Source organism: Clostridium sp. CS1-1 (genome assembly GCF_056135525.1).
This window is the reverse complement of the sequence record NZ_CM148680.1, coordinates 51,472-76,016: the sequence shown is the minus strand read 5'-3', so window position 1 is coordinate 76,016 and position 24,545 is coordinate 51,472. Positions and strand designations below refer to the sequence as shown.

Below are 24,545 nucleotides of genomic sequence, written 5' to 3'. Positions count from 1 at the left end.
TTTAGTCCTCCCTTTTTCTCATTTTTAACTTTAAGAAAGCTAAAGCTTTTTTGGCATCTAGCTCAACAACATTGTTCTCCCCTACAACTTCAGTTTCGATTCCTTCTATCGACTTATTAAAGTCAACTACAGTGTCCATATACTGGTTAGTAACTACGAATTGTGCTTGTGTCCCAACAAAACTCATTCCTACTACTGGAATTCCCCTTTTTCCTATTTCCTCCAGGGCAGTAGCAAAATCTATGTTGCTATTTCCCCAGCCGTCAATAGATACTATTGCTCCATCTGCTCTCATAGCTTCTATCCAAGCAGCAGCTCTTTGGGCTGAAAATACCTTGTCTTCATTTTCTTGAGGAGTTCCTGATACTATAATTCCTAAAAGGTCTACATCCCCATCATTAGACACTACATTAAGAAGAGGATCTCTAAAATGATGCAGGGTAGTTTCCTTTGTAGACGGTCCAATTCCCATATTAATCACCTCTAATTCATAGCTCTTAATGCTCCATCTCTATATTCGTTTGGACTTACTATCATAGGTACATTTCCCATATCTATAATAGACCTGCAGCCTGAAAATCCACCTGGTTCTCTGCCAAACAACCCTGTATCATACATAGCTCCTTGACCTGCAACCTGTTTTAAGATTACTATCTTTTTCTTTCCTGGTTTAACCTTGTCAAAATATCCATAATTTTCGTCACATAGTCTTCCATTTACTCTTTTAAGATAGTCTCTAATTTCTTGAATTATTCTGTCAGAAACTTCATGAGCTGCCATAGGCCCAGGTCTGCTGGTGCCTTTTCCAGACTTTAATGTAACATCTACATGTATTAAAATATCATCCTTTGCCGGAGTTCCAGCTCTATCAAATACAACTTGCTCCTTTAGTATCCCTTCGGATGAACCAAATTCCGCAACCTGTACTCCATCTTCGTCTATTCCAGTGAGCATAACATTTACACCTGTGAGAACATGGGTTATACCTTCCCCCATTCGTCCTAAAACCTTAGTAGCTATAGGAGAAAAATCCATTATTGAATTTACACAGATATTATGATTATTAGGTGTAATAACATTTATATTAATGTCCTTTATAAGCCCTTGGTTAAATTCTATATCCTGATGTATATTTTGTCTTATATATAGTACGCCATTTTCTATATAAGTCCTTGTGGCAAATTCTACTTTTCTTATGTGGAAAGTTTTTATAACAAGTCTTCTCATTACTATTTCATTTTCCATTTGATCACCACACTATTATTATTTTGCCTATTTATATCGATTTACTTATTGATGTTAAATAAATTGTGTAATTTTTAACTTGCAATAGTTTAACTAAACGCCAGCTAAGGTAAACCTTAACTGACGTAAGTTTAAAACTATCAGTTAGCTTAAGTTTATTAATTAAACCTTTGCTATATATTCATATGGCAATGGAACTATTGTTCCAGCAGTAGTTATCTTTGTAAGTTCTACTAGAGCATCTTTTACAATTGCAGTTTGCATTACAACGTCATGTGGTGCACCTGCGTTAGCACCCATTGGAACTCTTGGAGCAACTGCTCTTGGAGTACCTGTTTGTTTAACTACTGGAGGTAATGCTGCTATAACTATAGTAGGTATACCTGCTTCTTCAATTGCTCTCTGCACCAATACTGCAGAGCGGTGGCAAGTTCCTCATCCAGCAGTCATTAATACTGCATCTACCCCTTCGTCTTTTAGAATCTTAGCGATAGCTGGACCAGTTTCTTCTCTAAATTTTTGTTGGTTTCCACCGCCGCCCATAAATCCTATATGAGTTTCTGCAACTCCTTTTATAAAACCTTCTGCTGCAATTTCTCTTAATCTATCTATTGGGAACATGCAGTTAATGTCTTTGTTAACATCTCCGTTATCATATCCACCGTGTGATACCATAAGCTCTCCTGATGGAGCATCTCCTGGTATTGCTCTATAAGTGAAATCTCCTGCTAAGTTAAATCTCTTATCTGACTTTAAATGCACTCCTGCAGCTGTAGCTATTGCTACTTTCATATCTTTTAACTCTTTTGTAACTGGAGTCCATACTGGTGGTGGTGTTATAGGAACATATATTTCTGATTGAAAACCCTTAACAACAGTTAAATCCATTATAAATTACCTTCCTTTCTATTCTTTTTCTCTAAATTGCTCACATACTTTTCGTTAACTTCTTTGGACAAAACTTCAATAAAACTCATCTTAAAACCAACCTCTTGACCTACTTTTAAAGAATAGTCAGTTATAAGCATTCTTAGCGGTATTTTAAGATAACCTAATCTGCCTTTCAAGTCAATTGCAGCACAACCATCATGTACCTCAACAATGACTCCCTGCATTTCAATTATTTTATCACCATACTTTAGTTCCATTTATATTACCTTCTTTTAGGAGTATTTCTCTTTTCTCTTTTCGCTCATAGGTAGAGAAGTTTCGTTCGGAACTCTATCTATTGTTCTTCCAGTGGCTTTTTCAATTAACTCTAAATTGCCGTCTAAAACATTTCTGTTATATTGTCTTTCAGCAGCCTTAACATCTTCTCCTGCTATAGCAGCTTTAAGCATTGCAGTTCCTCTTACCGCATCCTCTGGACATAATGTGTTGCATCCAAGAACCTCATTTTCTATACCTGATTCTGACTTGTTGTTATCAACCATATACTTCATGTATTTGTTACCAACAACTAAAGCGCCTTGTACTGCACAGAAAGAGAATGCTACACAAGGTATTCCTCTCATACCTATTTGTTCAACGTGGCTTGCAAAATCTATATGATTGTTTCCAAAACCTTCAGTAGTTACAAAAGCTCCATCTACATCTAACGCTTCAACAACCATACCCATTCTTTCTGATACATAGAATTTTTCACTATTAATTTGTGGACTTCCTACAAATAATACACCACATAAATCTAATTCAGGATCATTCATAGCCTCAAGAACTAACGGCTCTCTCCAGTAGTGTCTTGAACATTCTTTTGATGCAGGTCCTATACAAGTTAATGCGTGGATACCTCCATCTAATACTTCTAGTGGTGATAGCATTATAGGAACGTTTCCCAAGTCAACGTTTGGTTTTCCACCTAATACTCCAACTGGCTCAACAGGAAGAATTAAGTTGTCGTGCATAGCACCTTGTCCCATTATTTCTTTAACAATTATAACTTTCTTTTTGCCTGGTCTTCTAACTTGCTTAAATTCATCCGTCTTTATTATTAATTCATCATTCTCAAGTTTCTTTAAAGCTTCTCTTATCTCTTGAGTTATAACATCTGATGCTTTATGAGCAGCAAGAGGACCTGGTCTCTCCATATTAGTTTTAGCTTTAATTGTTACTTGAGTTTTTATTAATATCTCACCTTTATCTGGACAGCTTGGTCTTCCCCACATAATATTCTCATCTAGATATCCTTCTGATGAACCAAATTCTCCTATTTGAACTCCATCTTCATCTGTACCAGTAAGAACCATTATAGCTCCGTCAATAACTCTTGTTACTCCTGAACCAAGTTTTGAATCTATTTCCTTTGTTGCTATTGGTTGAACATCCATTATTGTTTCGCTATATGTGTGGTAATTCTCTGGTGTTATTATATCTATTTTAATTCCTTTGACAAGTTTACTAGCTTTTACAGCATCCTCACAGATATTTTCTCTTATATAAAGAGTTGTTCCTTCTATCCTTGTTTCTGGTCCAAATTCTACTTTATCTATTTTGTAATATTTTCTTGTAAGACTTCTGATGACTTTTTCTTCTAATTTAGTTTCTTTAGCCACTGGAACTTCTGTAATTTCATTCTTTACTATTTTTTCAGCTTTTACCGCCATTGGCACTTGTGGTACAACAGGTGCTGAATAAACTGTTCCTCCAATATTTAATGGTACTTCAATATCGATACCTCTTCCTTCAGCAATCTTTATCTTTAGAATGCTGCCAGATACACTTGTTGTTGCTTTTGGTGTTTCTACCATGTTTACTACCTCCTCATATCCTTCTAATATATCAGGTGTCACAGGAGTCAATGCTGGTGCATCAACCTTTAGTATTGCACCAATAGCTTGCTCTCTTGATAAAACTCTATCATTTAAGGCTATTAGTAAAGAGTCTTCAAGTTTTTCAAAGTTCATTGGGTTTTCTAAGTCTTCAGCACTTATAGTTTCTCCTGCTTTTTTATTATATTTTAAAACTGCTTTTTCACTTCCTTCAGTTAGTTCAACTTCTTCAGTTTCTTCTACTTTTTCTTCGGAAGCTACTACATTAACTCCTTCTATAACATCTGGAGTTAAAGGTGTAAGTGAGTCTATGGTTTTAGTTAATTTTGCACCTAAAACCTCACCTATCTTCAAGCAGTTATCAGGTATATTTAAAAGACCTGAATCTACCATATCCGGGAATATTGCCGGATCCTCTAAGTTATCTGCTGAAATTATTGTCCCAGCTTCTGTTCTGCAACATACAACAGCTAGTTCATTTTTCAACTCTGTTGCATGTTCAGCGCTCATCGACATACTAACTCCCCCTTAGTTTTCTTATATTGATAACCTTCTAGTTAAAGGATAATCAACTGTTCTAAATACATGGTCTGTATGATGATATACAGGCATACCAGCCTTTGGCGCAGATTGCATAACTGTATTGGAACAATCACTGCAATTTGAAATTAATATTCTTTCTGCCCCATTTTTCTTTAACTGCAAAACTGCAGCTGTTTGACCTGGTCAGTCACCTGGAGTTTTACACTTATTTGCTCCTTTTATTTCTACTATATTCTTACACTTAGTTACCGAAACTACTTCTGATTTCATTTTTTTTGCAATATCTCTAAGTCTATCTTCATTTGCTCCACATGCACAAACAAGAAGTCCTAATTTACCCTTAAACTCTGGTAGTGTTATAGTTACAATTGCTCCACCGGATGTTTTTGTAACAGCAGCCTTTTCTATATCTTCAGCTTTTCCAGTGTATGGACCACCTACTATAAGCTCACCGTATTCACCTTTTATGCCTCCACATCTATCAATTAAACTTCCTATACTTGTCCCAACTGGAATCTGAAAAAGTACATTTGACTCTTTTCCATTTTTTAATTTTCCAGCTACTGTTATGTCCTTATCTATTACAGGCTTCCTATCCTCTACAGCTCTAGTTATATTCGCAAGTGTTTCTGCATTTAGCACAACACATTTAGCTTCTACTGGAAGCTGAGTTGGCTCAAGCCATACATTAAACAGTTCATGTATAGCAGCTCTCTCCTCTCCCATTGGATACATGTCCCTAAATTCCTTAATTTCTATATCTCCTGATTTTCCTAAATATGTTCTTAAAGCCTCTATAGCTTCTTTATGTTTAGATTTTATAGCTATATAAGCTCGTTTTGCCCCTATGGCTTTCATTGAATATCTTATTCCTTTTACCACTAGTTCAGGTTTTTCTTCAATCATTCTAATATTATGATGAAGTATAGGCTCACACTCAACACAGTTTGCTATTATATATCCTTCTGTAAATTGTGTTTTTAGTTTGATATGGGTTGGAAATCCTGCTCCTCCAGCCCCAACTACTCCTGCCTCATATATAGTATCTATTATATTTTCACATTGTTTAATTTTTAAGTATTCCTCTGATTGAATACTATAAGCTTTTATAACGATTTCATTATCCGAAACCCTAAACACTACTCCGGATACACTGCTATGAATTTTAGCGCCAAGGCCTTTTGGCTCGGCGATACATTCTCCTCTTTTAACTTCTTGTCCTTCTCTAACTATGGCAACATCAGGAGCTCCTACGTGCATCTTGAGAGGAAAACTATATAAATTATCCATACCACCCCTCCTATGTTTCAATTACATATATTATTGACAGCATATTTTGTGCCAAAAACACCATAATATGTTAAATTAATATATAAGCGTTACAAATAGCTATTTTTCAGTATATAAGTTTTTATAATAACGTATTAATATCAAAACTAATTTGAAAATTCTGACACCAAAAGGCGTGTATTAATTTTACAAATCCTTCTTAATCCAACTATTACCTAACTTTATAACAAAAAACAACTGTGTCAATTAATTGACACAGTTGTCAGAATATTGTAATCATATTCCATATTTATTTAACTTGTAATATAAGGTACTTCTTTTTACATTTAATATTTTGGCAGCCTGTTGCTTATTCCCGTTAACCATATTCATAACTTCTCTAATAGTCCTTCTTTCCGTACTCTCAATAATTTTTTCTAAATCAAATTCATCAACTGCCATTTCCGCTTCCACAGAAGAACTTTCCAGAACATATTCTGGAATGGAATCTATTGTTATCTTACCATCATTAGACAACACAACCATCCTCTGAATTACATTTTTAAGTTCCCTTATGTTCCCATCCCATCTATAATTGTTCAATACTCTGTATATCTTTTCATCTATATAATCTATTCTTATTCCCTCTTGTTTTGATACCTCTTCAAAAAACAGATTGGCTAAATCTTTTATATCTTCCTTTCTATCATTAAGCGAAGGAAGTTGTATCTGAACTACTGCCAGTCTGTAAAATAAATCTTCTCTAAACTTATTTTCGGCTATCATTTTCTTTAAATCTTGATTTGTAGCTGCAACTATCCTAGTATCTGTAGATATAGGTTTTTCACCTCCAAGTCTGTAAATAACACCATCTTGAAGCACTCTTAAAATCTTTACTTGCATTTCTAAAGGCATGTCTCCTATTTCATCTAAAAATAGAGTTCCACCGTTCGCAAACTCAAATTTACCTATCTTACCCTTTTTTATAGCTCCTGTAAAAGCACCTTCCACATATCCAAAAAGTTCACTTTCAAATAAACTTTCTGGTATAGCACTACAGTTAATTGCTACAAAATTTCCAATTCTTCCACTAGCTTCATGTATAGCTTTTGCAAATACTTCTTTACCAGTTCCACTTTTTCCGGTTATAAGAACACTAGTAGACGTCGGTGCTACTTTTTGCGCGATAGCAATTGAATCTATTATTTTTTTATTTTTTCCCATTATAGAAGAAAAGTTGTATTTTGATGCAATCTCATTTTTATAAGCATGCTCTAAAAATTCCACCTTTTTCTTTTCATATTCAAGTTGTTTTGTAAGGTTAACAGCTTCTGTAATATCTCTATCTGTCGATACTACTGCAATTAACTTACCCTTTGAGTTATACAGTGGGGCTACACTTAAAACTACAGGCTTACCTTTAGTAGGTTCATGGTACACATTGCTAATTGTTTTGTTATTTTGCAACACCCGTAAGCTCAAAGCATTTGGGAAAAAGTCCCCCAAATAATTATTTATTATCCGTTCCGCTGTTACATTGTATAGTTTTTCTGCACTATTATTCCAGTACTTTACTATTCCTTTTTCATCGCAAATACATACAGCTTCATGAAGATTATCGAAAACATTATTCTGAAGATTAAAAAGTTCATCCATCTTTAAATAAAACGTATCTCTTAAATTAACACTAGTTATAATACCTATGACTTTCCCATTTTCAACAACAGGAAGTCTGCCTATGTTACTATTCACCATAATATCTCTTGCATCTCTTGCGCATACATCTGAAGTTACAGTAATTACATTTTTATTTGCAAATTCATCAATAGGAGAATCAAATGATATACCTTCCTTTTTTATCTTAGCAATATCTTTCATAGTAAAAATACCAATTAAACTACCATTTTTATTTATTATTAAAACTTCATCTCTATATAACTCTATCATTCTATCTAGAGCATCTTTTATAGTTTCATTAATATTAACCTTTATGAAATCCTTTGACATAATATCTCTGACTTTATATACTATAAGATCAGATATACTCATTTTCCCACCTACTTTAGATTTTAATTATAGAGGTATAATCTATATAATACAATTATAACCTTTTTCATAGACATATTCTAATAATTCTTTTAAACTTACTTTTTTATTCCCTCTATATATATTAGTATACCATTTTGAGTGAACTTCGAAAACCTTTCCAACAACAATTAAAAATATATCTAGATTAGATAAACTTTTATCATTTAACTCTAAGTAGGTTCTTTTAAATTCAAGCTGTACTTGACTAAAAAAGTCCTCCATTTGCACAGATTTATCATTAGAACTGCTATTTTCCCTTGCAACTATAACAAGATCATAATTCATCTTTTCTCTTCTATTATCTACGAGCCCCGCCCTTAGCTCCGTATGAATTGGATATGTCTTTTCTATTATAAAGCCTGCATTCATCATAGATTGTATTAAAACATACCATCCATCGGGATAACTACTATTATATGTAAGAATCATCGGTCCATTCTTCTTTAAGACTCTTCTTACCTCCTCAAAACACTTAGATAATTTATTAATAAATTGTTCTCTAGTTATTCCCTTTACTTCATTTACAGTAACTTCATTGTCACTTAATATATGTTCAGGTTTAAAAAACTCATATTTATTCTTAAGGATTAGCCTAGACCAAGTATAAAAAAATTCACTTATTTCACCATAGTTAATTGCGGAATAATATGGTGGATCTGTAACAACTGCATCTATGGACTTTGAGGGAATAAATGATAAGTCTTCTGCACTACCACACTTTAGCATAGTGTTCTTATTACCATTTATCAATTCTTCAAAGCTATCCGTAAAGGCAGAAGAAAACTTCTCATTCTTTAATATTACATTTTTATTTTTACCATCTACAACTAATCGCTCGTACGGTGTACTATTAAACTGCTTACTTTGTAATAAAGATTTAAAGTATTTAATAAAGCTTCCTCGTCCAAACCTCGCTCCCCAAACATTATTTTCTACTGGATTAATTACAGGTGCCATATGATGATCACCAAATAAAGGTTCTATCTTGCTACATTGAGAGTTATAAATGCAAAACATATTATTGGCATTTATTGTATTAGAAAATATACATAGAAATAACTCCTTCATCCTACTATTGGTTATTTTATTTATTTCCTGTAAAAGCTTAGATAAACAATAAAGTTGTCTATCATTAAACATCTGACTCCAGTAGTTATAATTATGATTTTGTATTTGCTTTGTGTTATATCCCTGAGGTATCTTACTCTTGGGAATAAATTCTGACTCCTCATTTTTTAACTCCATAGCCATTTTTTTTATTTCCTTATACTTATTTAGGTCATCTTTATCTGGAACTTTAAACCCTTTTTCCCTAGTTTCAGGATCATAATATTGAATTGCATACATTTCAGCTGTAAGAGGATTCTTTCTCTTTTTCATTACATCTCTTACTAGATTAGATTTTTTATTACAATTAGAGCATACGAAACTTCTCCCTTTATAGTTTCCTTCGTCCTTTTCAAAACTATATCTACACTTATTGCATAATAGTATTTTCTCATTTCCCCTAACAATCTCTCCACAATTAGGACATATATTATAGTTTTTAAAATCTTTTCTACTATTCTTAGTAATGCTGTAAGATGAAAATAGCCTGGTATATTTTCCACACTCCGGACACTTAACTCTCTTAATCCACAATACATACATTATATCAACTGTTTTGTTAATTCCTTTATTCTGATCATATATTGTTGTAGTATATATATCTTTGATTTCTCTCCCTATACTTTCTTCAAGTTTATCAAACTCATTCTTTAGTCCTTTTATTATTTCTTCTATAGAATCATATTCCTTACCCTTATCTCCCTTTGGAAGTTGAAGTTCGTTTTTAGTTATAAACCAGGCTACGGGATTAATATCTACTCCTACAGCCTTTCCACCAAATCTTAGAGTGTTTGCAAGGGTTACTCCTCCTCCCATAAATGGGTCTAATATTACCTTACCCTTTAAAATATTATGATTATCCTTATAATATTTATCATTAAAACTGCCTATATCATCATCGTTTAGCTCTAATGATAGTAGTATACTTCTAAATATGGCATCCGTTTTCCTTCCAAACCATTTGTGAATCTGATATATTGGCTTTTTACTATTTGCTTCTTTCCTAGATATTGTGGAAATAAACTCTATAGGAATATTATCATATATCATTTTTGTCATATAATATCACCCTTGTTTTAAAATAGTATCTAATATAATTATAAATGCATGAACTATTGTTTTAAATGCTTTTTACACAACTTTCAGATTTGTAGCTAATATCTTTTGGTTTTCAAACCTATCTATATCAATATCTCTGAGCTTACTCCATAGTTTGTCCATGGTTTTCTCAGCATCATAATAAAATTGGCTTCCTCTTATTCTATGAACTATCCATCCCTCTCTTTCTAACTCAAACTGTCTATTAATTGATTGTTCCCAATTACAGCTCTTGCTTATATAATCATTATCACATATAATCACGACCTTATTTCTTCTCCCCTCTAATATAAAATCAACCTTACATGAATCCATCTTAATCTCAGGTACTATCGAATAACCTCTATTTTTTATAATATTATAAACATCTTTTTGAAACTGTGATCTAAAAATATAGTCAATGTTTTTAATTTTACTATTTTGATTGGGCAGACAAGTAAAATACTCTTTTACCATTAACCTACTTTGAAATATTCTAAGGGCAGTACTATAAAAATCTGTTTGAAAATCAAATAATTCCTTCTGGGGAATACTTTTTAAATGTCTATTAATTAAATTATCAATAGTATTTTCATCTAACTTTGTAGGTTGCTTAATCACTTCTTTGTCATTACCAAATACAATTGCCTTCTCAGCTCTCATTAATGCGCATATAGAAAATATATCACTTTTATTGCTTTGATTTAAAATTACTAAGTCAAATTGCCTATCAGATAACCTTATATTTTCTATAACCCTATTTAACGGCATAATACATACAGGAATAACTTCTCTGCATATTTCCATCTCATTTTGTGCTATTTTTCTATATTCAGATACCATCTTCCCTGTGCCTTTGCTGGCCTTTTTTATAGCCTGTATCCAAGCCATTAGACTCCTCTTTTTACTTTCTGAAGCTTTTAATATTTGATTACACATTGTCTTCTTTGCTATAATTTGTCCAATAAGTTTCTTCTCCATTTTCTTTTCCTCTTTTATTAAATTAACTATAAGCTCTGTATCTAAACTATAAGTATCCTTTAAAAGACTATTCCATTTAGCCCATTTCCAAGCATAGCTCCAACTATTGAAATTATTTTCACTGTCTCCCCATTTATCAACTATTTTTTGTGAGGTATTTGGACATACCTTTGATAACTTTTTTATAAGATTATCTATTTCTAAAAACTTATCTTTAGACATACTAAGCTTTTCTACTTTATTTATAGAAATTTTTATTTTGTTAATATCAAGTTCTTCTATCGCCTTATATAAATCGCTTAACTTTTCTGTGTATAAAATTAATTTTTTCGTTACTTCTATATATGCTTTTAATTTATTATATTCTTCTATATTCTTAATAGCTTTTATACATTTAATTAGGTAATCATATGTTTCTACTTTATACCAATTTATATTTCTAGGTATTAATATTCTCCCTAGTAGAAGTAAAATTCTATTCTTATATTCCTTATCCCAATTGACCATAATATTAAGCTTTTTTACATACTCCTCAATTATAATTAATTCTATTTGTTTATCTTCAACTGTTAGCGTTTTTCCACCATATACCCTTACAGTATTGTTCCATAAAGTTTTCAGTTCTCTTAATATAATCCTTTCTTGAATATAAGATTTTACTATAGAAGCTTGCTCGATATTTTTTATTTGTCTTTGGTTAACAGTACAATCCCTGACAATATAGTCATACTCAGGGTGTGTTAACTTAAATACTCTTCCTATCTTTCCTCTTAAACTTAATCTCTCATATAAACTATTGAAATCATCGCTAAGCTTATATATATCCACATATTCTGGTATTGTAACTTTATTGTTTCTTAAGTCATTTCCTATTCTTTTAAGTGTTAAAAGATAATTATTACACTTACGAGCAATGTCATTAAAGGATTCATGCTCAATTTCATTACTAAAATACTTACCTAATATGCTGCCAAACATGTCATTTTCAAGTCCTCCAATCTTTATTTTGCATTCCCAAAGTAGATTTAATAGATTATTATAATTACATCTATTGTCATTTGGTATACGCCAGTCTTTTATTGCACTTGTATACTGATCATAATTGACACTTAACTCTTTAAACTTAGATATAGATTCACATAGTTCATTACTTAAAGGCAACTTATCCAACATAGGCTTTATGACATCATATTTTTCTTTCTCTTCCTTACTAATTTCTTTAAAAAGAAGTAATAAAGATTCAAATTCTTTTTCAGTTATCGGTGACTCCTGGTCTTTATGTATATCATCTTCTATCCATGAATATAATTCTTTGTTTTCCTTAACCCATTTTGCAACTCCTATAATTTTATAAAACTCTCCCGAATATCCAATTTCTTTCTCCTCAATCATTTGAATCTCATTAAATTTACTATATAAATAACTTTGATTTTTTTTACATATATTTAAATTTTTAGTTAGATTTATAATCTGATCTTCTAAATCTTTTGGATTTAATTTCAAATTTTTTTCTACTTTGTATATAGATTCTTCAAGTTCTTTTATGGAACTTGTATCACTCCCAAGGATACTTAAACAAAATGGTTTTATAGCTTCAGGCATACTTTGGGACAATATTTTAAGCTCTTTATCTGTTTCGCCAGTTACTAGAACTCTTTTGCCATGTGCTGCAAAATGACATATTAAGTTTATTATTGTATTTGTTTTCTCCATACCAAACTGTTCCTGTACCACTAATCCGTAATTTTCACTTATTCGTTTAACAATCTTTTCTTCTTCAACGTTTTCCTCTAGTGGGAATAGTGTTTCCTCGGTAATTCCCCCCCAATTATGATAATCTTTTTTATCCTCTTCTATTTTCACATCGTCAACTATCGCTCTGATTGTATTTGGTATAGGGTACCCTTTATCTATTTCTTTAATTATGTTTGTTATCTCCCTTTGCCATAATTTCATATTACTTTTTCTTATAAAAATTACAGGCATATTATAGATAACGGGATAATCAAGAAAATTTATTTGCTCCTGACCGATATGATTTACAATTACTTTCCCATCAGCACTTAAATATGATACTATTTGATTAAAAACACCTTCCACATTTTCTATATTTCTTGGATCTAAGTTATTATTTAATATGCTCTCTAATCCAAATAGACCCTTTTGATTTGGCACATTTATTCCATCAAAAATATTTGTATTTATTATAGTTTTGTTATGTTTAATTAAAGTAAATGCTTCATTTTCATTATCAAAACCTAATTTCATTTTTGTTGTAAGAATAGGATATGCTATCTTTTTATTATCAATTTGCCAAACCATGAGTCCATGACCCCAAATTATTTCTACCTCTTCCTCCTTTCTTTGAAGATAAAAATATAACTTTAAAAAAAATTCGTATAAATCCTTACACTCCTTTGTTACTCTAATCCACCATTCTTTATCACTACATCTGTTCAATGTGCAACCTTTATTTTTTTCAAGCTCATTTTCCCAATAAAAATTATCATAATCTAATATATTTCTTGTTATTTTTTCTTCTAAATTCTTTATATTAAGTAAGTAAGAAAATACTCCCTTAATCTTATCTCTATAACACATAATAATCCTCCTAGGATATAAATTATAAGTATATTTACTTTTATGTTAAATTATACCATCTAGGTTGATATTATTCAAAAATTTCGTTAAACATGATTCATTTTTTACCGACAAGGTTTTTCCTTTTTATTACTTTAAACTTGTAAAAAAATAAAACCACAACAAGTATTCGTTACTTGCTGTGGTTTTTATACTTTACTTTTTACAAGAATCTCTTTCTATTAATTGATGCTTAAATACATAGTTTCTATTTTCCAGTTCCTGCTTATTTATAATTTTTATAAGCATTCTCATACCTACAGAACCCATATCATACATCGGTTCACCTACTGTAGTGATTTTTGGATAAAATATTTCTGATGAATATATATTATTAAAACCTACTACATCTACATCTTCTGGAACTCTTATATTTTTTTCTCTTAGTGCGTTTATCGTTCCCATGGCTATTTCATCACTAGCACAAAATACAGCATCTATTTTATCGTTATCTAAAATACTTAGTATTCCTTCATAGCCATCCTGAGCCTTTAATCCTCCAAAATATACAAGCTTCTCATCAAGCTTTAAGTTGTTTTCAATAATTGCTTTTTTGTAACCTGAATATCTTAATGCACTAGCATGAACCGCATCTTCATGTGTTCCTATATATGCTAATTTTTTGTTTCCCTTTTTAATCAAATACTCTACAGCATCGAAAGCAGCCATCTCATTATCTATAGTTACACTTGGAATATTTCCTTGCTTAGTTGTTGTTTCTATTAAAACTATTGGAATCTGTAATTTGTTTATAATTTCTAAAGTGCTATCCTCAAGAGAAGTGCTCATGTATAAAACACCATCAACCATTTTTTCTCTTAAAACTCTTAAATATTCTATTTCCTTCTCCGGATCTAAATCACTATTACATAGCATTAAATTATAATCATAAATATTAGCTACGTCTTCTGCTCCTCTTACTATTTCAGGATAAAATTGACTTGAAATATCAGGTATTATTATACCTATTGTTTTTGTTTTTTGGGTCTTCAAACTTCTTGCGACTATATTTGGTCTATAGCCTAATTTATCTATTGCTTCTAATACCTTTTTTTTAGTTTCTTCATTTACAACGTCTACATCATTTAAAACTCTTGAAACGGTGGCTATCGATACTCCCGCTTCCTTAGCTACATCTTTAATGGATGCTGGCATACTATCAACTCCCGACTTATATTTTTAAAACATACTACTTAAACTATATTATACCTTTTTATACATTAAAAATGTGTATAAGATAGTTGTTTTTATCTTATACACATTTTTTACTATTATTTAACTACTTCTACTGCAATATCAAACTCTTCTCCGTTTATCTTGCACTTAACATATTCTCTTGAAGAATTGTAGATAACATCTACAGTAAGAGTTTCTTTCTTTACATCATCTTCATATTTTTTCACTACATTTTCTAGAGCTTCATTTCCTGAAACATAAAGATTTATCTTGTCAGCAACTTCAAATCCGCTTTCTTTTCTCATGTTTTGAACTTTACTTAGTATTTCTCTAAGATTTCCTTCTTCTTTTAGTTCTTCTGTAATTGTTGTTTCTAAAACTATGCCTATAGTTCCTTCACCTGCAAATGCAAATCCTTCTAATCCTTGCATCGTAACAAGTAAATTTTCTTCATTTAACTCTATTTCTGTTTCTTCATTTACGTAAATTAACACTGTTTCACCATTTCTGATTTTTTGTGCAAGTTCCATTTGATTCATTGAAGATATTTCTTTTCTTATAGCTGGTATTAACTTACCATATTTTTTTCCGATTACAGGTAAATTTGGTTTTATATCAAAGTTAACATACTTTGATAAATCAGCACCAAATACTACCTCTTTGATATTTAATTCATCTTTTATAATATCTCCATAATAATCTGGAAGAGATTTTGAACTTACAAGCATCTCTAAAAGCGGCTGTCTATTCTTTATGTTAGCGGAATTTCTAGCACTTCTTCCAAGCTTAACTATTTTATAAGCCTCTTCCATATCTGCTTCTAAATCTGCATCTACAAACGCTTCATTGTATTCTGGCCATTTGCATAAATGAACACTTTCTGGAGCATCTTTATCAAGATTTACTACAAGATTTTGATATATTTCTTCAGTCATAAACGGAACAAACGGAGCTGCTACTTGAGTTAATGTTTTAAGCACTCTATATAAAGTTACATAAGCACCTATTTTATCGTCTGTTAACTCCTCACTCCAGAATCTAGCTCTGTTTCTTCTTACATACCAGTTAGATAGTTCATCTACAAACTCACCAATATTAAGAGCTGCTTGAGTTATTCTATAGTTATCTAAGTGTTCTGCTGTTTCATTTACTAAAGAGTTTAATCTTGACATTATCCACTTATCCATTACATTTCCACTTACAAAATCTTTGTAATCTAATGGATTAAAGTTATCTATATCAGCATATAAAACATAGAATGAATATACATTCCATAAAGTACCTAAGAATTTTCTTTGACTTTCCTGTACTGCTTCTTCATAGAATCTTGATGGAAGCCATGGAGCACTAGCAGTATAGAAGTACCATCTTGTAGCATCTGCTCCTTCATTCTCTAGAACTACAGTTGGGCTTAATACATTTCCTTTACTCTTTGACATCTTTAGACCATTTTTATCAAGCACGTGACCTAAAACTACACAGTTCTCAAAGGAGCTCTTATCAAATAGCACAGTAGATATAGCCATTAAAGTATAGAACCATCCTCTTGTTTGGTCTACAGCTTCTGATATAAACTGAGCTGGGAAATTTTGTTCAAATATTTCTTTATTTTCAAATGGATAATGGTGCTGTGCAAAAGGCATTGATCCTGAATCAAACCAACAGTCTATTACTTCGGTAACTCTAGTCATTTCCTTTCCACATTGGCTACATTTTAGTTTAACTCCATCAATATATGGCTTATGAAGCTCTATATTTTCTGGTACATCTATCCCCTTCTCTTTAAGTTCAGATATGCTTCCAATGCACTCTCTATGGCCACAATCACATTCCCATATTGGAAGAGGAGTTCCCCAGTATCTCTCTCTGCTTAATCCCCAATCGATAGCTCCCTCTACGAAATTTCCAAATCTTCCTGTTCTTACGTTGTCTGGATACCAATTTGTTGCATTAGTATTCTTAACCAATCTATCTCTTAGAGATGACATTCTTACAAACCAGGTTTCTCTTGGATAGTATAATAAGTGGGTATCACATCTCCAACAGAATGGATATGAGTGTAGGAATTTTTCATCTTTATAAAGTAAATTATTTTCTTTTAAGAATTCTATAATCTTAGGATCTGCTTCTTTTACAAACATTCCCTTCCATGGAGTAACTTCATCTGTAAAACGACCTTGCGTATCAACTGGATTTACAAATGCTAAATCATATTTTTTACAAGTCATGTTATCATCATCACCAAATGCAGGTGCAGTATGAACAATTCCTGTACCATCGCTTAAAGTTACATAATCTCCATGAACAACTTGGAATGCTTTACCTTCAGGTTTTACGAACTTAAGCAATTGCTCATATTCTAAACCTAATAATTCTTCACCTTTAAACTTTCTTAAAACTTCATATTCTCCATCAAGTTTTGATAAAAGCCCTTCGGCTAAAATTAAATGTTCTTCTTTATTTAACACTTCTACATAATCAAAATTCTTATTTATAGTTAATGCTATATTGCTTGGTAGAGTCCAAGGTGTAGTCGTCCATGCAAGCATATACTTATCTTGATTCTTCAACTTAAATTTAACATACACAGATGCTTCTTTTACATCTTTGTATCCTTGTGACACCTCATGTGATGATAACGCTGTTCCACATCTTGGGCAGTACGGCACAATTTTATGACCTTTATATAATAAGTCTTTATCCCATATTTGTTTTAAAGCCCACCAAACGGATTCTATATAATTATTATGATAAGTTACATAAGGATTATCCATATCAACCCAGAATCCTATTCTATTTGACATCTCTTCCCACTGACTAACATATGTGAATACGCTATCCTTACATTTGTGAATAAACTTTTCCACACCATAACTTTCAATTTGAGGTTTTCCCGAAATACCAAGTGTCTTTTCAACCTCTAGTTCAACTGGAAGACCATGTGTATCCCAGCCTGCTTTTCTAAGAACTCTATATCCTTTCATAACCTTATATCTTGGAATTAAGTCCTTCATAACTCTTGTAAGTACATGACCTATATGAGGTTTTCCATTTGCAGTTGGTGGTCCATCATAGAAAGTAAAGTATTCCCCATCTTTATTTAGATCAAAGTTTTTCTTGATAACATCTCTCTCTCTCCAAAGCCCTATTACATCTTTCTCCATTTGGACAAAGCTTCTGGAATTGTCAATCTTTTTGTACATAATCTTAGCCCCTTTCCTTTGTTATTGTAAATTTTTTACCACTTTCCATATTTTATACTTATTTTTTATAATTTACAAATAAAAAAACCTCATCCAAATAGGACGAAGCTAAATTCGTTATACCACCTATGGTAAAATACTTTCAAGTACAAGCATACTCTATTCTTTAACGCAGAATTACGAAGAAACTTACTAAATATATACTTATTCAGTTTCCCAACTCCCAGGTGATTTTCTTTAAACTCCTCCTGTGGATTTTCACCATTCTCCACTCTCTGTAAGTAACTAAGTTTAAATACTTTTCCTGCTCAACATTTTTAAATCTAAAAAATTTTACACATCATTATAATTTCTTTTTATTATAGTATAACCACCTTTTATTGTCAATTTTTTTTATAAATATTTTTTAATCACATTATTTTTACTTAAAATAACTTATAATAAAAAACAGATGGGAAAATCCCACCTGAATTTAGGTTTCAAATTATTCGCTTAGAGATTGCAATATAGCCCTTGCTATTGCTTGTGCATATTTATTTTGATACTCATCACTATTTAGCTTCTGTTCTTCACCTGGGTTACTTAAAAAACCTAGCTCTGTCAGAACCGTAGTAACACTACTATTATTCACGAGATATAGCCAGCTTCCATCCTTTAATCCCCTATCAAAAGATCCTAATTCACTTACAATACTATTTTGTATAGCTCTTGCTAGCTTTTCACCATCTGTATTTCCTGGGTTATAAAGGGTCTCTGTACCATAGGCACTTTCGCTACTAAATGAGTTATTATGTATAGAAACAAAGTATCTTGCATTTGCATTATTTGCAGTATCGCATCTTCTTTGTAAACTTTCTACAACACTCATTGGCGTCGAAGAACGTTCATCTGTAGTTCTGGTATAGATTACTTTTACACCATTCTCCTCAAGTATCTTACCTGTCTTTAATGCCACCTTAAGAGTTACATCATCTTCTTGAACACCAGTTACTCCCGTTGCTCCCGTATCTCTACCTATACCGTGCCCAGGATCTAATACTATAACCTTACTGTTTGTTTGATCTGGAGGTACTGGATCAGATTCAGAAACTACCCTCAGCGTTAAGTATGTAGCTTTACTATATCCTGCTACAGTTCCTTTGTAAGAGTACGTTCCTATTTCAGCTGTATTAACCGTCTTATCATCCCAAATTACATTAACCTTTTTAGAACTTCCATCGCTCATAACTGCTGATACACTTAGTGGAAGAGTATAAGCTTTTCCTTGTACTACACTATCAGATGACTCTTTTATAGAACTTATAGTAATATTCTTACTTTTATCTACTAAGCTTAAAGATTTAAGTATTCCATTAGCAATAGCAGATGCACTTTTATTTTGAAAGTCTTCAGTTCCTAAAACAACACTTTCCTCTGGATTTGTAATAAACCCCAATTGCACTAATGCGGCACTTGCTGTAGTTCCTCTTAGTATTTCGTGTTGTGCAAGGCCTACCTTTACTCCTCTATTTACACGCCCTGTTCTTGTTGTAAGTTCTTCTTGAATTGATTGAGCAAATCCTTTTCCAACAACGTCAGGTTCAGCATAATATGTTTCTATTCCATTCGCCGATGAGTTTTCAGGATAGCTATTTACGTGTATACTTACAAAAAAATCAGATTTAGCATTATTAGCTATATCAAAACGCGCCTTTAAATCATTATCTTTATTCCAAGATACACTGTCACTATTTCTTGTATATATTACACTTACTCCGTTATCTTGAAGAATTTTCCCTACCTTTAACGCTACTGATAGGTCTACATCTTTCTCCTTTACACCTGTTTGTCCAATATTTCCAGTATCACTTCCACCATGACCTGGATCAATAGTTACTACATAACCTTTATCAACTATTGGATTAGACTTAATTTTAAACTGCATATTAACTGATTTAAGTAACTTACCACCTTCTAGTGACTTTATTCCATCTTTTATCAATAAGTTATATGTTTTTCCATAATCATATTGATTTTTAGGTGATACTATAACTGACTTATTGTCATTCCCAATACTTACGTTAACTTCTATTTGTTGATTATTTTCGTCAGTTACTATAAACATAGAACTATTCACTGTATTTTTGTCTAATTCTTTATTAAATTTTATAGTCCATACTTTACCTGCGTCAATATCTGCCTTTACCCCTATATCATCATAAGAAGCTGCTTGTACAAAATTGATTTTACTGCTAAAAACTAAAACAAACAAAAAACTAAGTATTATAAAAATACAGTTTTTCTTATTTGTCACACAATCACCTCCAAATTTTTTATATTAAGTAATTTACATAATAACACATCAAAAACTTTATTATACTTAATATATTTATATGAAAATTATCCACCATATACTATTATAATATAAATTATCTAAATTTTACACTGAAAAGTAGATGTATTTTGACATTAATATCGCATATGCTACTAATTTTATTGATAATCTTCTGATTTTACTACTTTGGGATATTTCTTGTAATATTCTAAGCAAGTTTTAGATAGAAAAACAAGAATTTTTTAGACTTAATGGATTACATATTTATTTTAATATAATCTATTAAGGTTATAATATATATGTATACTGTTATTTAAGCAAGTGATAAATCAAAAGAAAGAGGTGCTTTTTTGTGGAGATAACTTGGCTTGGTCATTCATCTTTTTTAATTAAAGATTCCAAGGGGAGAAGAATTTTAATGGATCCCTTCGATGAAAGCGTTGGATATGATACATTTAAAGGAGATATAGATTTAGTTACAATCAGCCACCATCATCCTGATCATGACTATTTAGAAAATGTTAAATATGAGCATGTAGTAGATAAAGTAGGCTTTTTTTATCTTTGCGACATACCTGTTACAGCTGTTCCTTCTTACCACGATAAAGTACAAGGAGCAAAGCGTGGCGAAAACACAATTTTTATTTTGACAGTAGATGGCTATAAAATATGTCATTTAGGTGATCTAGGTTATATTCTATCAAAAGATGATATTGAAAAAATAGGAACTGTGGATGTGTTACTTATTCCTATAGGCGGCAACTTTACATTAGATGGTAAAGAAGCTTCTGAAGTAGCTAAATTAATTAATAGCCACATAGTAATACCTATGCATTACAAAACCCCTATGTTATCTTTTGAACTAGAGGGCCTAGAAAACTTTCTAGCTTATATGAAAAATGGTGAAAGAGTTGGAAGTAGCACTTTAACTATAGAAGGCCAACTTGAAGGCACAAATAAGGTTATGATTTTAAATTATAAATAAGGATTCCTTCTAAAAATTCACTTTAAGATAACTAGTTCAATATTCTTAATATATATTTATAATTTAGTTAAAGTTAAAAACGCTATCAATGTCATTTATTAGGAGCAGTGATATTGATAGCATTTTCTTATAATTGTTATTTATACAATGGATACTTTTAATATGTTTTGGATAATAAATAAACTTAATATTAAAGTAGACTAATATCATATTTTATATATCTAAATTTATTGTGTGTCTAGCTTTCAAACTTTTCTTTACATCTATAATTCTTTGGTTTGTCGATCCCTTAAACTTAAGGTTTTCGACGTATTTATCTTCTTCAAATTTTCCATCTACTAAAACATCTATATAATGTAACAGGTTGTCCCATCCCTTGTGTTTATTTATATTACTTAAAATATACTCAAAGGTATATCCTGTATAGCACCATATGTTTAAATTTAATTCTTTTACTTTTCGAGCCATATATGCAAATTCTTCTGCTTGTTCAAAAGGGTCTCCACCTGAAAATGTTACTCCTTTTATCATTGGATTAACTTTTATATCTTCTACAAGCTCATCTATATCCTTTATCTCTCCTCCATTAAAATCATGAGTACTAGGATTAAAACAACCATCGCAGTTATGCTTACATCCTTGTGCAAAGAATACCCTCCTAAGTCCTGGCCCATTGACTAGGCTTTCATAAGCTATTCCTGATAATCTAACCTCATTTTTCATGCTAAACTTCCCCCTGTGAAATATTTACATTAGCCTCATAAAAACTCTATCTGGCATAAAACAAATTATAACTTATAAATTAAAAGACAGAGTTTATTCTCTGCCCTTTAACTTATGTTATATTAAAATTTTAATTAGTGACTGTATAAACCTGATTATTATTTCCATGTGAAATTCTGTCTTTTCTCTCTGCAACTTTTCCAGCTCCAAATCTTTCATCTAGTGAAAGATATCCTGTTACTCTTGAAACTCCTTGTATATTAATACCTCCGCAGCTTGGGCAACTCTCTTCGCCATGAAGATAAGTTCCACAATCCTTACAATATCTTATATGAAAATTAATACCTATATAGCTTATATTAGTGTTATTATACGCATAGTTCAGTATGTCCATAATCACTTCTGCAGAAGGATAATCATCTATCTCTATATAACTTATATGTCCAGCATTGCATAACTTGTGGTATGGTGCTTCTATGTCTATTTTATCCTTTATTGATATTGGATATCCCACTGGTATATGATATGAATTTGTATAGTAATCTTTATCAGTTACTCCAGGTACATCGCCAAATATCTTTTTATCTTGTAGTATAAATTTACCGCTAAGTCCTTCTGCCGGTGTTGCATAGCAACTCCAATTTAAATGAGTTTCCTCCGTTAGCCTATCAGTATATCTCCTAATATGTGAAACTATTTTTATTCCTAATTCCCTAGACTCATCACTTTCTGCATGATGTTTTCCTAATAAAGATACTAATGTTTCTGCAAGTCCAATAAATCCAATTGACCATGTTCCTTGCTTTAATATAGGTTCTATAGAATCATTTTGCGATAAATTTTCTGAACCTTTCATTAGCCCTTGTCCAGCTACAAAAGGTAAGTCTTTTAATCTTAATCTTTTAAGAACTTCATATCTATGCATTAAAGATTCTTTAGCTAACTCAAGTTTACTATCCAATAATTTCAAAAACTTATTTATGTCTTTTTTTGCCATGAGTCCTAATCTAGGTAAATTTATAGTAGTTGGAGCTATATTCCCTCTACCTTTTGTTCCTGGTTCTCCATTTATATTAGAGCAAACATATGTTCTGCACCCCATAGTAGCAGGTAATACCCCTTGGTCATAATAGTACTTATTAAAATCTGCATCCAGATTCATGAATGTAGGATTCATTCTTTTGGCAGCTACCTTACAAGCTAGCTTAAATAGGTAGTAATATGGATCTTCTGGATTTGCATTTACACCCTTTTTAACTCTAAATATTATATTTGGAAATATCGGCTGTTCGTTGTTTCCTAATCCTTTTTCGTATTCCTTTAAAAATATTTCGCAAACTAAAGCAGCATCTTTTGACTCTGGTATTCCTATGTTAATTGAGGAGAATGGAACCTGACTACCAGCTCTTGAATGCATAGTGTTAAGGTTATACACTATGCCCTGCATAGATTGTTCTATTATTCTCTTAAGCTTTTTTTCTACTATAAAACTAATCTTATCTTCTTTAATCTCTAATTCTTTTAATTCCTCTATTATCTCTTGTCTAGTAGGATCTACAAATACTCCCATGTCATTATCAAAGTCGGGGTGAGATTGTCCACCAAACATATCATTTTGTGTAGATTGTAACAATATACATGAAAGTTCTGCTGCCGACTCTATTCTTCTAGGTGTTCTTATAGTTCCATATCCTGTATTGAACCCTCTCTCTAATATCTCTCTCGTTGGTATATGTAAACAATTTGTAGTTAAATTGTAACTATCTAAGTCATGATAATACACATCACCATTTTCATGTGCCCTAGAAAGATATTTTGGCATAATAGAAAGATTGTGCCACTTATTGGATTCACTTGCTATTCTTAGTAATTTAGAACTGAAGTTGTTTCCAACATTTGCGTTATCCCTATCCGTTTCTACCCCTATCTTTTCAATTGCTTTCATTAGGTCTGACTTTATCTCTCTTATCTTTGTTCTTTCTCCTCTATAATTGGAATAAGCCATTCCTATTTCCTTATAACTGTTTTCTAGTAGAGCTTGTTCAACTATATTTTGTATATCTTCCACATTAATTTCCGAAACATTTATATCTTCAATTTTTCTCATTACTTTTTGTGTTAAGTCTATAAATTCACTTTCCCTTAACTCATATCCAATCTCTTCAGAAGAGCCCTTTATAGCATTCGTTATCTTTATAGAATCAAATTCTACCTTTCTGCCATCCCTCTTCACAACATGTAGCATACTACATACCTCCAAACTACTATATATTGTGCTAAACACCATGATATTATACTATGCTAAAAATTTTTAAGCAATTTTTAAATAAGGGCTAAGAATATATTACCACCGACTGCTTTTGACTATCTTCATATTATCTTATTTTTTACTATAGTACGTCATTTGATATTTGAGAAAAAATTCA

Annotated in this window: 15 protein-coding genes and 1 other annotated feature; of the genes, 1 reads left to right on the top strand and 14 read right to left on the bottom strand. The window is 31.6% G+C overall.

Annotated features, from left to right (window positions below; translation table 11 throughout):
* Position 1: 1 nt before the first annotated feature.
* The 12 genes from AC0N0V_RS00340 to AC0N0V_RS00285 form a co-directional block, all read right to left on the bottom strand.
* Positions 2-472, bottom strand: coding sequence for a glycine/sarcosine/betaine reductase component B subunit (locus AC0N0V_RS00340; protein WP_261670441.1), 471 nt, complete (start codon positions 470-472; stop codon positions 2-4).
* An 11-nt stretch (positions 473-483) separates the two neighbouring features.
* Complete coding sequence (gene prdD, locus AC0N0V_RS00335) at positions 484-1,245, bottom strand: proline reductase cluster protein PrdD (RefSeq protein WP_474461527.1); 762 nt, start codon at positions 1,243-1,245, stop codon at positions 484-486.
* Positions 1,246-1,407: 162 nt separating this feature from the next.
* Positions 1,408-2,133, bottom strand: a complete 726-nt coding sequence (gene prdB / locus AC0N0V_RS00330) for a D-proline reductase (dithiol) protein PrdB (RefSeq protein ID WP_474461525.1) — start codon at positions 2,131-2,133, stop codon at positions 1,408-1,410.
* Complete coding sequence (locus AC0N0V_RS00325) at positions 2,133-2,393, bottom strand: CBO2463/CBO2479 domain-containing protein (RefSeq protein WP_474461524.1); 261 nt, start codon at positions 2,391-2,393, stop codon at positions 2,133-2,135. The genes prdB and AC0N0V_RS00325 overlap by 1 nt, the downstream gene beginning before the upstream one ends.
* 15 nt (positions 2,394-2,408) lie before the next feature.
* A complete protein-coding gene (prdA, locus tag AC0N0V_RS00320; protein WP_474461522.1) occupies positions 2,409-4,529 on the bottom strand; it encodes a D-proline reductase (dithiol) proprotein PrdA in 2,121 nt (706 codons plus the stop codon).
* A 21-nt stretch (positions 4,530-4,550) separates the two neighbouring features.
* Positions 4,551-5,846: a proline reductase-associated electron transfer protein PrdC gene (gene prdC, locus AC0N0V_RS00315; protein ID WP_474461521.1), complete on the bottom strand. Its 1,296-nt coding sequence runs from the start codon at positions 5,844-5,846 to the stop codon at positions 4,551-4,553.
* Between the two features lie 276 nt (positions 5,847-6,122).
* Positions 6,123-7,874 (bottom strand): sigma-54 dependent transcriptional regulator PrdR, encoded by a 1,752-nt coding sequence (gene prdR / locus AC0N0V_RS00310; RefSeq protein ID WP_474461518.1) that lies wholly within the window; start codon positions 7,872-7,874, stop codon positions 6,123-6,125.
* Between the two features lie 39 nt (positions 7,875-7,913).
* On the bottom strand, positions 7,914-10,079 hold the full coding sequence (locus tag AC0N0V_RS00305; protein ID WP_474461516.1) for a hypothetical protein: 2,166 nt from the start codon (positions 10,077-10,079) through the stop codon (positions 7,914-7,916).
* Positions 10,080-10,151: 72 nt separating this feature from the next.
* The gene (locus AC0N0V_RS00300) at positions 10,152-13,679 is read right to left on the bottom strand and encodes an AAA domain-containing protein (RefSeq protein ID WP_474461514.1); all 3,528 of its coding nucleotides are present in this window, start codon (positions 13,677-13,679) and stop codon (positions 10,152-10,154) included.
* Positions 13,680-13,874: 195 nt separating this feature from the next.
* Positions 13,875-14,873 carry a LacI family DNA-binding transcriptional regulator gene (locus tag AC0N0V_RS00295; protein WP_474461512.1) on the bottom strand — a complete coding sequence of 333 codons (999 nt, stop codon included), beginning with the start codon at positions 14,871-14,873 and terminating at the stop codon, positions 13,875-13,877.
* A 116-nt stretch (positions 14,874-14,989) separates the two neighbouring features.
* On the bottom strand, positions 14,990-18,097 hold the full coding sequence (ileS, locus tag AC0N0V_RS00290) for an isoleucine--tRNA ligase (RefSeq protein ID WP_474461510.1): 3,108 nt from the start codon (positions 18,095-18,097) through the stop codon (positions 14,990-14,992).
* A gap of 95 nt (positions 18,098-18,192) precedes the next feature.
* Positions 18,193-18,418, bottom strand: a binding site (T-box leader).
* A gap of 163 nt (positions 18,419-18,581) precedes the next feature.
* Positions 18,582-20,390, bottom strand: coding sequence for an N-acetylmuramoyl-L-alanine amidase (locus AC0N0V_RS00285; protein ID WP_474461508.1), 1,809 nt, complete (start codon positions 20,388-20,390; stop codon positions 18,582-18,584).
* 373 nt (positions 20,391-20,763) lie between these two features.
* Here AC0N0V_RS00285 and AC0N0V_RS00280 point away from each other — a divergent pair, with 373 nt between their 5' ends.
* Positions 20,764-21,396, top strand: a complete 633-nt coding sequence (locus AC0N0V_RS00280) for an MBL fold metallo-hydrolase (RefSeq protein ID WP_474461506.1) — start codon at positions 20,764-20,766, stop codon at positions 21,394-21,396.
* 213 nt (positions 21,397-21,609) lie between these two features.
* Here the strand turns inward: AC0N0V_RS00280 and nrdG are convergent, their stop codons facing one another.
* Together nrdG and nrdD are read right to left on the bottom strand one after the other, a co-directional pair.
* Positions 21,610-22,119, bottom strand: a complete 510-nt coding sequence (nrdG, locus tag AC0N0V_RS00275) for an anaerobic ribonucleoside-triphosphate reductase activating protein (protein WP_474461504.1) — start codon at positions 22,117-22,119, stop codon at positions 21,610-21,612.
* A gap of 130 nt (positions 22,120-22,249) precedes the next feature.
* Entirely contained in the window at positions 22,250-24,364 is a 2,115-nt protein-coding gene (gene nrdD / locus AC0N0V_RS00270; RefSeq protein WP_474461502.1) for an anaerobic ribonucleoside-triphosphate reductase, read from the bottom strand.
* Positions 24,365-24,545 lie beyond the last annotated feature (181 nt).